Here is a 12,731-nt window from a genome sequence, read left to right as displayed (position 1 = left end):
CGGCGGAACCCGAAGGTTCCGCGGGCTACGATAAAATGGGGTAGGCAGCGCCTGGATCTCATCCGTTTGTCTAACTCCGTCGCACCGGTCTCCTCAGTTCGTACGCGATCTCCGCTCGGGTCATGCCGCAGTCCTGAAGCTCCCGGTCGCTCATGGCGGCGAGCTGGTACCGGGCCCGGGACCGCTCGCGCCTTGAACGGACGATGGCTGCCAGCCTGCGCCAGATCGACACGACCATGGCCGACCGGGGCGGACGACACCGGTCGGCGGACGAGATGGTCCTCAATCCGGCCAGCTCACGGCCCGTACGGGCGTCTGCGGAAACGGACCAAGCGCCTTCTCGGTCAGAACCGAGTCGCAATATTCCCGGATCTCCTTGATCTTCCCATCCTCGAGGCGGAACACCAGGCAATAGTCGTTGTCGTAACGCACGCCCTCGGGCGTGACGTTGTCGCCCTTGGCTTCGACGACGACGATATCGCCGTCGGCGATGAAGCGGTGGGCGACCGTGCGGGTCCGGTCGCGCAAGCGGGTGCGCACATAAGCGTGCAGATCGTTAAGGATAGACTGCTTGCCGGTGAAGGTGCGTGACCAGGAGTACTGGCCGGTCACGACCCATCTGGCATCGTCGGCAAGGCTCGCGGTGAACAGGGCCCGGTCGCGCGCGGCCGGATCGGGATTGGCGGCGGCGGCAAAGATATCCTGCATCAGTTTCTTGTTGGCGCTCGCGCTCATGGCGGCATCTCCGTTTGGTGGCAACACGGAGATCATCCCTGCTGGAGGAGAATTCTTCAAATCGATAGTAGATATGATATCTATTCGCCTCATGAATTTGAATTCGCTTGACCTCAATCTCCTGACCGCGCTCGACGCGCTGCTGCGGGAGGCCAATGTCAGCCGGGCCGCGCTTCGGATCGGCCTGTCGCAACCGGCCGCGAGCCACGCGTTGCAACGCCTGCGCGACATCTTCGGCGATCCGCTGCTGGTGCGCACCGGCGCGCGCATGGAGCTGACGCCGCGGGCGCAAGCGCTCCGCGCACCGCTGGCCCAGGCGCTCGACCAGGTGCGCGGGCTGTTCATGCCCGACGACTTCGACGCCGCGCGCAGCGAGCGGCAATTCCGCCTGATGATGCCGGATCTCGCGGTCGAGCTGCTGATGCCGCCCTTGATGGAGAAGGTGACGCGGGCCGCGCCCAACGTCCGCATCGACGTCGTACCGTGGCGGGGCCCTGCGATCTTTCACGCCGAGTTCGCCCGCACCATCGACCTCGTGATCTCGATCGGAAACGCGTTCAAGGGCTTTCACCGCCAGTTGCTCTACACCGACAGCGACGCGCTGGCGGTGCGGCGCAGCCATCCGATTGGACCCAAGCTGAAGCGGCGCGAGACGTTCCTGGCGGCACGCCATGTCGGCGTGATCATCCGCGGCCAACCGGAGGATCTCATCGACACCTGGCTGCGGACCAAGGGCATCGAGCGGCACATTTCGCTCGTCGTGCCAGGTTATCTCGAAGCGCTGCACGTCGCCGCCCGCACCGACCTCGTCGCCTTCGTGCCGCGCCGGCTGATCGCGGCGCTGTCGAAACAACTCGGCCTCGTGACGGTGACGCCGCCGCTCGACCCGGGGATCGACGAGCAGTTCATGTTCCATCCGACCCGCGCTCAGATGGATCCGGGATCGATCTGGCTCAGGCGGCTGATGCTGGAGACGGGCCGGGAATTGGAGCAAGCCAAGCGCAAGCTATCGTAGGGTGGGCAAAGCGAAGCGTGCCTACCACCTCTTCGTACAACTTGGAAAGATGGTGGGCGCGGCGCTTTGCGCCTTTGCCCACCCTACAAGAGCTACGTTCCTACGCCTTCTGCGCGTCCATCACCTTGCGCACGGCGGGGCGGTCTGACATGCGCTTGAAGTGATCGGCGATCTTCGGCGTGGCGTTGATGTCGACGCTGTCACCCTCGAGCCAGAGCGAGAGCGTGTGGAGGTAGGGATCGCAGATCGTGAACTGCTCGCCCATCACCCAGGGACCTTTGAACATCTTCCGCTCGATCAAGGAGAAGCAGGCGCCCATGGTCTTCGGCACCATCGCCTTCATGTCGGCGAACGAGCTCTCCTGCGTCGCCCAGCGCGCGCCGCGCATCTTGTGGGCATGGTTGATGTGCGCGGTCGAGCAGAGATAGGAATTGAACGACTGCGCTTGCGCGAAATCGAAGGGATCGTCGAGCGGGGCGAGCTTCGCCTTGGGGAAGGTCTGCGCGATGTAGGCCAGCATCGCAGGCGTCTCGGTCAGCACGCCGCGATCGGTCACCAGCGCGGGCACGCGGCCCTTCGGGTTGATGGCGAGATAGTCCGGGCTGTTCTGCTGGTTATCCTTGAAGCTCAGCCGCTCGGCCGTGTAGTCGGCGCCAGCCTCCTCCAGGGTCATGTAGGTGGCGAGCGCGCAGGTGCCGGTGGCGTAGTAGAGCTTGAGCATGTCGGACCTCATGGGAAAATTGGAAACTAACGGCTGCGGGCCGCCAGGTCCATAGCACGACGTTCTCCGCACCTTTGCTCTTCGCAGTTGCCCACCGCCGTCCGCCTGTGCCAAGACGCCCGCAATCGGAGGGGTTTGTCATGACCGTACTCATCGCCGGCGGCGGCATCGGCGGGCTGACGCTTGCGCTCAGCCTGCACGAAATCGGCGTTCCCGTAAAAGTGTTCGAGAGCGTCGCGGAGCTGAAGCCGCTCGGCGTCGGCATCAACGTGCTGCCGCACGCGGTACGCGAGCTGATCGAGCTCGGGCTGATGGACAGGCTGGACGCCAGCGGCGTGCGGACCCGCGAGCTCGCCTATTTCTCCAAGCACGGCAAGCCGATCTGGAGCGAGCCGCGCGGGCTGGAAGCCGGCTACAAATGGCCGCAATTCTCGATCCATCGCGGCACGCTGCAGCAGCTGCTGCTCGACACCGCGGTCGAGCGGCTCGGCCGCGACAACATCCTGACCAGCCATCATCTGACCGGCTGGACCGAGACGGCAAACGGCGTGCGCGCCGACTTCATCGACAGGGCGACCGGCAAGGCCGCCGGCAGCTACGACGGCGCGATCATGATCGCCGCCGACGGTATCCATTCCGCCGCGCGAGAAAAGCTCTATCCGAACGAAGGTCCGCCGATCTGGAACGGCCGCATCCTCTGGCGCGGCGTGACGCCTTCCAAGGCTTTCCTCACCGGCCGCACCATGATCATGGCCGGCCACGAGATCCTGAAATTCGTCTGCTATCCGATCTCGAAGGCGCCGGATGCGGCCGGCAATCATCTGATCAACTGGGTCGCCGAACGCCACATGCCGCCGACCTATCAGTGGCGGCGCGAGGACTATAACCGCACCGCGCGGCTGGAAGAGTTCCTGCCCTGGTTCGAGAGCTGGCAGTTCGACTGGCTCGACGTGCCCGGCCTGATCAGGAACTGCCCGCACGCCTACGAATATCCGCTGGTCGACCGCGATCCGGTGTCGCAATGGACTTTTGGCCGCGTCACATTGATGGGCGATGCCGCGCATCCGATGTACCCGATCGGCTCGAACGGCGCCTCGCAGGCGATCCTCGATGCCCGCACCATCACCCGCGAGATCCTGGCGCATGGCCCAACGACTGCGGCGCTGCTGGCCTATGAGGCCGAGCGGAGGCCGGCGACCACCGACCTCGTCCTGCTCAACCGCAAGAACGGACCCGAGCAGGTGATGCAGCTCGTCGAAGAGCGCGCGCCCGGCGGCTACGACGTCGTCACCGACGTGCTGTCGCAGAAAGAGCTGGAGGATATCGCAGCGAACTACAAGCGCGTCGCGGGGTTCCAGGTGGAAGCGCTGAACGCGAAGCCGCCGATCGTGAGCAAGGACGCCCGCGCGAGGGCGTGAGTTTGCCGGAGAGGCAGATGCCAGTTGATGCGCCCTCCCCCCTTGTGGGAGAGGGCAGCGACGCTGGCAGACACGGACACACCCGGGTGAGGGTTTGTCTCCGCACATTCATCTCGCTATTTGAATCCGCGGAGAGATACCCCTCATCCGGCGCTTCACGCCACCTTCTCCCACAACAAGTAGAGAAGGAAGAGCAGTGCGCGGCCAGCTATTTGCCCACCACCCTCGCCGCCTCCAGCAATCGCTCGCTCGCGGTTGCCGTCGCCAGCACCGTGCCGTCTTCGGCCATCAGCTTCGCCTCGACGAACGCAATCGTCCTGCCGAGCTGCGTCACCTTGGCCTCACCGACGATCGGGCCGGGCTTTGCGGGGCTGAGGAAATTCACGGTCATGCTGATGGTGGTGGTGTAGAGCCGGCCCTCGCTCATCACCAGGACCGCAGGCCCCATCGTATCGTCGAGCATGGCCGAGAGCATGCCGCCCTGGATAAAACCCGCCGGGTTGCAGAATTCGGGCTTGCCATCGAAGCCGAGCCTGATCCAGCCGTCCTCGGGACGGGCATCGAGCAGGCTCCATCCCAACAGCTCGGCGCAGGGCGGCCTCTTGAAGTTGTCGAGCGCAGTCTTGACCATGCGGACCTCCGTTGCCCTCGACAGATAGCGTAGGCCTGCTGACACCATCATGGCAGCAGGCGATCCGCCGCAGCGCAGCACTCCGGGGAAATACGGAAAGACATGCGGATTTAGGGCATTCCGCACGGGCCTTAAGGCCCCCTCAACCAACAGGCTTCACGACCGATTCAATACGATCCAATCGAGCAATTCGCCGGTAAGCGGTTGGAAGTTACGACATGGGACAAGCGACGGTGAACCGGAGCCTTTCCATGCGTGCCCTTTTGCAGCAGGCCGCGAACCGCCTGCACGCGATCGAAGACCATCTGACGGTGCGGACGCAGATCGCTGCGGCGGTGGCGGCGATGTCCATCGTGCTCGTGGGCACGTTAGCTGCCGGCGCCGCACTCGTGAGCTACAGAAACACCGCCGCACTCATTGAAAGCAGCGTCGCAGGCATAGCATCCAGCGCCTCCGGCCGGCTCGACCGCTTCATGGCGACGCGCCAGCAGGAGATGAAGCTGTTCGCGGAGCTGCAACCGATGAAGGGAACCTGGCAGGGTGATCCGGCTGCGCTGCGCAGCTCGCTGGAAGACCTCCAGCGCTCGTTCTCCGAATTCACCTGGATCGGCTTTGCCGACGTCCAGGGCAACGTCGTCGCCGCCACCGGCGGCCTGTTGCAAGGCAAGTCTGTGGCCGCACGTCCCTGGTTCAAGCAAGGTCTTGAAAGGGTCGCCGTCGGCGACGTGCACGAGGCCGTCCTGCTGTCCTCGCTGCTGACGCAGCGCGCCAACAACGAGCCCTATCGTTTCGTCGACATCGCCGTCCCCGTGCACGATGCTAGCGGCAAGCTGCTCGGGGTGCTCGGCGGTCATCTGAGCTGGGATTGGGCCAGCAATCTGATCAGGGACGTCGAAGCCAACGACGGCAATACGGACACGACGCTCTCGATCCTCAGCAAGGGCGGCATGGTCCTGCTCGGCCCGCAGAAAGAGACGATCCGGTATGGCGGCGACGAACTCGCCGGCCTTCTGAAGACCGGCGTCGGCACCTTCCGCGAGACAGCGGACGGCCAGCAGATGCTGACGGCATTCCACGTCGGCAAGGGTCACCGCGACTATCAGGGACTGAACTGGATCGTCACCGCGAGCCAGCCGGCGAGCGTGGCGCTGGCGGCTGCCATCTCCTCGGCGCAAATGATCTTGGCAATCGGTGCGGCCACCGCGCTGATCGCGCTGTCACTGGCCGTGCTGGTGTCGCGACGGATCGCGGCGCCGATCATCGCCATCACGCGGGAAGCGGACCGCATCGGACGCGCCCATGGCCCGACCATGCTCGCGCGGCAGAGCGGCTCGGCCGAGGTCGTGCAGCTCTCGCGCGCGCTGCGCTCGCTGCTGCGCCGCATCGGCCTTGCCGAGGAGCGCACCAGGGAAGCCGAGATGCGCGCGACCGAGAATGCGATGCAGCTCCAGGAGGACATGCTGAAGCTGCGCCAGCTCGCCGAAACAGATTTCATGACCGGCCTGATGAACCGCCGTTCGTTCCTCGCCGTCGCCGACGATACCGTCGCGTTCTGCCGCCGCTACAAGCGCAACATGGCGACGCTGATGATCGATATCGATCATTTCAAGAAGATCAACGACACCCATGGCCACGCCGCCGGCGACGACGCCATCAAGAGCATCGCCGAGATCATCGGCCAGTCGATCCGGACCACCGACAAGGCGGCCCGCTTCGGCGGCGAGGAGTTTGTGGTGCTCTTGCGCGAGATCGATCAGGAGACCGCAATCCTGCTCGCGGACCGTATCAGGACGTCGATCGCGGCCGCGACGGTGCGCCACGGCGACACCGTCATCCCCGTCACCGTCTCGGTCGGGCTTGCTCTGTTCGACGAGAGTGACCGGGACGTGCAGGACGTCATCGAACGCGCCGATCAGGGCCTCTATGTCGCCAAGAAAACGGGGCGCAACCGCACTTTCCTGATGCCGGCGACCGACGAGCGGGCGGCGCGCGCCGCCTGAGAGCTCAGCCCAGCGCATGCGCGATCACCTTGCGCATGACGTTGGGCAGCGCCTCATCGGCGAGGGTCGCGATCGGCACCCAGCGCATGCCGGCGGGCGGGCGCGTACGGGCTTCGGCCTTTGCCGCATAGACCACGAGCTCCAGCGGGAAATGCGTGAAGACGTGGGTGACCACACCGACCTTGCGCTGCCAGCGCGACAGCCCCTTCAGTTCCGGCGCCTGCTGTTTTGCGGTCGCGTCTTCCTGTCCGGCGAGCCAGTCCGAGCCGGGCACTTCGGTCATGCCGCCGAGCAGACCCTTCTCGGGCCTCGAGCGGACAAGCAGTTCGTCCCCGCGCGTGATGACGAAGGCGGCGCCGCGCCGCAACGTCCCGCTCTTCTTCGGCGCCTTGCGTGGAAACGTCTCCTGCGTGCCCTGCGCGCGCGCCGTGCAATCCTCGTTCAGCGGACATAACGAGCAGGCCGGCTTCTTGGGCGTGCAGATCGAGGCGCCGAGATCCATCAGTGCTTGTGCACTATCGCCGGCGCGGGAATTGGCAAGCAGCGTCGCTGCCAGTTGCTGGATCCGCGGTTTTGCCTGCGGCAGCTCCTCCTCGACCGCGAACAGGCGCGACACCACGCGCTCGATGTTGCCGTCGACGGGCATGGTGCGGCGGTCGAACGCGATCGCCGCAATCGCCGCCGCCGTATAGGGCCCGATGCCCGGCAGCGCGCGCAAGCCCGCTTCGGTGTCGGGAAAGAAGCCGCCATGGTCCCGCATCACCGCGACCGCGCAGGCATGGAGATTTCGCGCGCGGGAATAGTAGCCGAGCCCGGCCCACATCCGCAGCACGTCATCCTGCGAGGCCCGCCCCAGCGCCGTGACGTCAGGCCAGCGCGCGACGAATTTTTCGAAATAAGGGCCGACCGCCTTGACCGTGGTCTGCTGGAGCATGATCTCCGACAGCCAGACGCGGTAGGGATCCGACGCCTCGCCGGGCATCGCGCGCCAGGGCAGACGGCGGCGATGGCGGTCGTACCAGGCGAGCAGCAGCTGCGGGCGCGGCGACGCTTCCGGCTGCACGGGTTCCGGCTTGGCCTTGAGGGCGGACTTGAGGCTCATGCCCTCACTGTAACCACGTCGCGCCGGCCTCTCCACGTCATGCCCGCGCTCGTCGCGGGCATCCACGTCTTTCTTCGCGGCGGGGAGCCCTTGGATCGCGCCGGGGTGCTATAAGGGTCCATGTCCAAATTCCCTCCCAAACCCGGTCCCATCAGCGCCAAGCCGCTGTCGCTCCTGCTCAACGACGTTTTTGCCGAGGCCTATGCGAAGCAGGGTTTTGCCGCGCGCGAGCTGGTGACGCGGTGGGCGCAGATTGCCGGGCCGGAGATCGCGGCCCATGCCGAGCCGCTGAAGATGCAATGGCCGCGGCCGGTCGAGGGCCAGCCGCAGGAGCCGGCGACCCTGGTGCTGCGGGTCGAGGGGCCGATGGCGCTGGAGATCCAGCATTCGGCCGACGTCATCCTGGAGCGGGTCAACCGCTTCTTCGGCTGGAGCGCGGTCGGCAAGCTCGCCTTCCGCCAGGCCCCCCTGTCCCGGCCCCGGCAGCGGCCGCGACCCGGCCCGCCGGACCCCAAATCGGTGGCCAAGGTGGCGGAAAGCCTGGGGGACATCGAAGATGAAGAATTGAAGACGGCGCTGGCCCGGCTCGGGGCCGCCATCAAGCGAAATTGAGCCTCATTCCGCCGCTAATCTGGACCCGTCCTTGCCGCTCGCCATTGCCTCAAACGACGTTTCAAGCTAGCGACAGGCCGCCCGGGCGGGAACTCGATAAAACCCCTGGGGCGACACCACGCCAATCCCGGGAGCCGACCTTGATCATCACCCGCCGCGCCTTCACCACGATGCTGTCGCTGACCGGGCTTGCCGCGCTCGCCGGGTTGTCGCCGCTGCGGTTCATCTCCGAAGCGATGGCGCAGGCCGCCGCCGACGTCGCCAAGCCCGTATCGCTGCCCGACATGGCGCTGGGCCCGAAGGAAGCCGCCGTCACCATCACGGAATACGCCTCGATGACCTGCCCGCACTGCGCAGCGTTCAACGAGCAGGTGTTCCCCAAGATCAAGTCGGAATACATCGACACCGGCAAGGTGCGTTACGTCTTCCGCGAGTTCCCGCTCGACATCAAAGCGGCCGCCGGCTCGATGCTGTCGCGCTGCATCGCCAATGGCGACGCGCCGAAATACTTCGCCGTCACCGACATGCTGTTCCGCCAGCAGAGCGACTGGGTGATGAAGAACACCACCGAGACCCTGACGCGGATCGGCAAGCAGGCCGGCCTCACCCAGCAGCAGGTCGAGGCCTGCCTGAAGGACCAGGCGCTGCTCGACAAGATCGCCGCCGACCAGAAATATGCCAGCGACGTGCTGAAGGTGGATTCGACGCCGACCTTCTTCATCAACGGCGAGAAGATCAAGGGCGAGACCTCGTTCGAAGAATTCGCCAAGAAGATCAATCCGCTGCTGAAGAGCTGATTCGCTCGTCAAGATTCTGATTCGCATCTCGAAAGCCGTAGCTTTCCCGGCATAAATCCCTTGGGAAAAGCGGCTTTCGCCGGTTGCCCTTGCGGCGCACCGCGGCCATTGTCCAGCCGCATGAGGCGCCTCGCGCGACTCACCCAGAGAGTGACATTGCCTTCCATGGTATTGTCCCGGCAGGGGGATTCGCGCCTGCCAACAGAGATGCGTGCTTATGAAAATCACCCGCCTGCGCCTTCACGGCTTCAAGTCCTTCGTTGAAGCAACGGACTTCGTCATCGAGCCCGGCCTGACCGGTGTGGTCGGACCCAACGGCTGCGGCAAGTCGAATCTCGTCGAAGCGCTGCGCTGGGCGATGGGTGAGACCTCGTACAAATCGCTGCGCGCTGCGGACATGGACGCGGTGATCTTCGCCGGCTCCGGCAACCGTCCCGCGCGCAACCACGCCGAAGTGACGATGACGATCGACAACACCGATCGCACCGCGCCGGCGGCGATGAACGACAGCCAGCTTCTCGAAATCTCCCGCCGCATCGAGCGTGAAGCGGGCTCGGTCTATCGCATCAACGGCCGCGACGTCCGCGCCCGCGACGTGCAGATCCTGTTCGCGGACGCCGCCACCGGCGCGCGCTCGCCGGCGCTCGTCCACCAGGGCAAGATCGGCGAGATCATCCAGGCCAAGCCCGAGCAGCGCCGCCGTGTGCTGGAAGATGCTGCCGGCGTCGCAGGCCTGCACGCCCGCCGCCACGAGGCCGAGCTGCGGCTGAAGGCCGCCGAAACCAACCTCACCCGCGTCGAGGACGTGATCGGCCAGCTCTCCGGCCAGATGGAAGGCCTGAAGAAGCAGGCCCGTCAGGCCGTGCGCTATCGCGAGGTCGCGGCCAAGGTCCGCAAGGCCGAAGCCACGCTGTTCCACCTGCGCTGGATCGGCGCGCATGCCGACGTCAACGAATCCGGCCAGACCCATGATCTCGCCGTGCGCGAGATGGCCGAGCGCACCCAGCACCAGGCCGAAGCCGCCCGCATCCAGGCGATCCGCGCTGCCGAAATGCCGGCGCTGCGCGATGCCGAAGCGCGCGCCGCGGCCGGGCTGCAGCGCCTGACCAATGCCCGCGAGCTGCTCGACCGCGAGGAAGAGCGCGCCAAGGAGCGCGTTGCCGAGCTCGAGCGCCGCCTCGCCCAGTTCGAAGGCGACATCTCGCGCGCCCAGCAGCAGACCATGGACGCCGACGTCGCGCTGCAGCGGCTCGACACCGAAGATGCCGAGTTGAAGGAAGAGATCAAGTCGCGGGTCGAGAAGCGCTCCGGCGTCGACGAGCGCGTCGGCGAAGCCGAGGCGGTGCTGACCGAAACCGAGCAGCAATTCGCCGAGCTCACCACCGCGCTCGCCGACCTCACCGCCAAGCGCAACCAGCTCGAGGCCAACGTCCGCACCCACCGCGACAAGCTCGCCCGGCTCGACCAGGAGATTTCGAATGTCGCGGCCGAGGAGCAGAAGCTCGCCGACGAAACCGGTGGCTTCGGCGATCTCGACGAGCTGACCGCAACGGTCGAGACCGCGGAGCAGACCCTTGCTGCTTCGGAAGCCGCCGCGCAGGCGAGCGAAGCCGCGCACGTTGCCGCGCGCCAGACACTGGAATCCTCGCGCTCGCCGCTGGTCGAAGCCGACAAGCGCGTGCAGCGTCTCGATACAGAAGCGCGCACGATCTCCAAGATCGTCAACGGCGAGACCAAGAACCTGTGGCCGCCGATCATCGACGGTATCACCGTCGATAAGGGTTTTGAGAAGGCGATCGGCGCCGCGCTCGGCGACGATCTCGACGCGCCGGTCGATCCGTCCGCACCGATGCGCTGGACCAATGCCGGCGTCACCGACGGCGATCCGGAGCTGCCCGAGGGCGTCGTGCCGCTCGCGAGCCACGTTCAGGCGCCCGCGGAGCTGGCGCGCCGCCTCGCGCAGATCGGCGTGGTGCCGCGCGAGCGAGGTGCCGAGCTGGTATCGCAGCTCAAGACCGGCCAGCGGCTGGTCTCGCCCGAAGGCGATGTCTGGCGCTGGGACGGCTTTGTCGCCGCAGCCCACGCCCCGACCGGCGCGGCTCGGCGCCTTGCCGAACGCGCCCGCCTCGTCGACATCGAGAACGAGCTGGAGCAGGCCCGCATCGACGCGCAGATCAAGCGTCAGGCGCTGGAGAATGCCGAGTCCGAGCTGCAGATGGCCGCCAGCACGGAAGGCGCTTCGCGCGAAGCCTGGCGCGCCGCCCAGCGCGAGCTGAACGTCGCGCGTGAGCGCCATGCCACGGCCGAGCGCGAGATCAGCCGCCGCGCCGCGCGCAAGGCGACGCTGTCGGAGGCGCACAGCCGTCTCGCCGCCGACCGTGCCGAGGCCGAGGCCGCCTACGAATATGCCGAGGCCGGCATCACCGAGCTGCCGTCGAGCGAGGACACCGAGACCCGTCTCGCCGCCGTCCGCAGCGACATCGAAGGCCATCGCCGCATGGCCGCGCAGGTCCGCGCCGAGGCGCAGGCGCTGGCGCGCGAGGCCGAGCTTGCCGACCGCCGCGTGCAGGCGATCCTCGCTGAGCGCACCGAGTGGCAGAACCGCAAGGAAAGCGCGGCCTCTCACATCGACACCATCCAGACCCGCATCACCGAGGTCTCGATCGAGCGCAGCGATCTCGAAAACGCACCGCAAGTGTTCGCCGAGAAGCGCAGCGCGCTGATCACCGAGATCGAATACGCTGAAAACGACCGCCGCATGGCCGCCGATGCGCTCGCCTCGGCCGAGACCGCGATGGCCGAAACCGATCGCGTCGCGAAATTGACCCTCGAAGCGCTCTCGAGCTCGCGCGAGGCCACCGCCCGCGCCGAGGAGCGCATGGAAGGTTCGCGGCGCCGGCTCGAGGACATCGAGCGCGAGATTCGCGACATGCTCGAAGTCGAGCCGCAGGCCGTTGCCGGCCTCGCCGAGATCGAGCCCGACGCGGAGCTGCCGCCGCTGCACGACATCGAGGAAGACCTCGAAAAGATGCGCCGCGACCGCGAGCGCCTCGGCGCAGTGAATCTGCGCGCCGAGGAAGAGCTGCGCGAGGTCGAGACCCAGCACACCGGCCTCGTCACCGAGCGCGATGACCTCGTTGAAGCCATCAAGCGGCTGCGCCAGGGCATCCAGAGCCTCAACAAGGAAGCGCGCGAGCGGCTGCTGACCTCGTTCGAGGTCGTGAACAACCACTTCAAGCGCCTGTTCGTCGAGCTGTTCGGCGGCGGCGAGGCCGCGCTGCATTTGATCGAGAGCGACGACCCGCTGGAAGCCGGTCTCGAAATCATCGCCAAGCCCCCGGGCAAGAAGCCGCAGACGCTGTCGCTGCTCTCGGGCGGCGAGCAGGCGCTGACCGCGATGGCGCTGATCTTCGCGGTGTTCCTCACCAACCCGTCGCCGATCTGCGTGCTGGACGAAGTCGACGCGCCGCTCGACGACCACAACGTCGAACGCTACTGCAACCTTCTGCACGAAATGACCGGCTCGACCGACACGCGCTTCATCATCATCACGCACAACCCGATCACGATGGCGCGGATGAACCGTCTGTTCGGCGTCACCATGGCCGAGCGCGGTGTCTCGCAACTGGTGTCGGTGAGCCTGGCCGAGGCGGTGGACATTCTCGACCAGAACGTGGCGTGAGGCAGCGGTCGCGCCACA

General features: G+C 66.3%; 11 protein-coding genes. 6 read left to right on the top strand and 5 right to left on the bottom strand.

Annotated elements, in window-relative coordinates:
• Positions 1-70: 70 nt before the first annotated feature.
• Both JQ627_RS33440 and JQ627_RS33435 read right to left on the bottom strand, forming a co-directional pair.
• Entirely contained in the window at positions 71-238 is a 168-nt protein-coding gene (locus tag JQ627_RS33440; RefSeq protein WP_212488614.1) for a DUF1127 domain-containing protein, read from the bottom strand.
• 44 nt (positions 239-282) lie between these two features.
• Complete coding sequence (locus JQ627_RS33435) at positions 283-735, bottom strand: nuclear transport factor 2 family protein (protein ID WP_212488613.1); 453 nt, start codon at positions 733-735, stop codon at positions 283-285.
• A 91-nt stretch (positions 736-826) separates the two neighbouring features.
• On the opposite strand from JQ627_RS33435, the gene JQ627_RS33430 reads away from it, so the two are divergent.
• Positions 827-1,750, top strand: a complete 924-nt coding sequence (locus tag JQ627_RS33430) for a LysR family transcriptional regulator (RefSeq protein WP_212488643.1) — start codon at positions 827-829, stop codon at positions 1,748-1,750.
• 100 nt (positions 1,751-1,850) lie between these two features.
• Here JQ627_RS33430 and JQ627_RS33425 read toward each other — a convergent pair whose 3' ends face one another.
• Positions 1,851-2,471, bottom strand: a complete 621-nt coding sequence (locus JQ627_RS33425; RefSeq protein ID WP_212488612.1) for a glutathione S-transferase family protein — start codon at positions 2,469-2,471, stop codon at positions 1,851-1,853.
• Positions 2,472-2,611: 140 nt separating this feature from the next.
• On the opposite strand from JQ627_RS33425, the gene JQ627_RS33420 reads away from it, so the two are divergent.
• Complete coding sequence (locus tag JQ627_RS33420; RefSeq protein WP_212488611.1) at positions 2,612-3,889, top strand: flavin-dependent oxidoreductase; 1,278 nt, start codon at positions 2,612-2,614, stop codon at positions 3,887-3,889.
• Between the two features lie 208 nt (positions 3,890-4,097).
• Here JQ627_RS33420 and JQ627_RS33415 read toward each other — a convergent pair whose 3' ends face one another.
• On the bottom strand, positions 4,098-4,520 hold the full coding sequence (locus JQ627_RS33415; protein WP_212488610.1) for a PaaI family thioesterase: 423 nt from the start codon (positions 4,518-4,520) through the stop codon (positions 4,098-4,100).
• 251 nt (positions 4,521-4,771) lie between these two features.
• Between JQ627_RS33415 and JQ627_RS33410 the strand changes: the two genes are divergently transcribed.
• Positions 4,772-6,520 carry a sensor domain-containing diguanylate cyclase gene (locus JQ627_RS33410; protein ID WP_212488609.1) on the top strand — a complete coding sequence of 583 codons (1,749 nt, stop codon included), beginning with the start codon at positions 4,772-4,774 and terminating at the stop codon, positions 6,518-6,520.
• A 4-nt stretch (positions 6,521-6,524) separates the two neighbouring features.
• On the opposite strand, the gene mutY is transcribed toward JQ627_RS33410, so the two are convergent.
• Positions 6,525-7,622: an A/G-specific adenine glycosylase gene (mutY, locus tag JQ627_RS33405; RefSeq protein WP_212488608.1), complete on the bottom strand. Its 1,098-nt coding sequence runs from the start codon at positions 7,620-7,622 to the stop codon at positions 6,525-6,527.
• Between the two features lie 120 nt (positions 7,623-7,742).
• Here mutY and JQ627_RS33400 point away from each other — a divergent pair, with 120 nt between their 5' ends.
• The 3 genes from JQ627_RS33400 to smc all read left to right on the top strand — a co-directional run bounded on the left by JQ627_RS33400 (position 7,743) and on the right by smc (position 12,713).
• A complete protein-coding gene (locus JQ627_RS33400; RefSeq protein ID WP_212488607.1) occupies positions 7,743-8,234 on the top strand; it encodes a DUF721 domain-containing protein in 492 nt (163 codons plus the stop codon).
• Positions 8,235-8,374: 140 nt separating this feature from the next.
• A complete protein-coding gene (locus JQ627_RS33395; protein ID WP_212488606.1) occupies positions 8,375-9,031 on the top strand; it encodes a DsbA family protein in 657 nt (218 codons plus the stop codon).
• A gap of 217 nt (positions 9,032-9,248) precedes the next feature.
• A complete protein-coding gene (gene smc, locus JQ627_RS33390; protein WP_212488605.1) occupies positions 9,249-12,713 on the top strand; it encodes a chromosome segregation protein SMC in 3,465 nt (1,154 codons plus the stop codon).
• Positions 12,714-12,731 lie beyond the last annotated feature (18 nt).

The sequence above is a fragment of the Bradyrhizobium liaoningense genome, assembly GCF_018130785.1.
Classification (GTDB): Bacteria; Pseudomonadota; Alphaproteobacteria; order Rhizobiales; family Xanthobacteraceae; genus Bradyrhizobium; species Bradyrhizobium liaoningense_A.
This window is presented reverse-complemented; position numbering and strand designations above follow the sequence as displayed.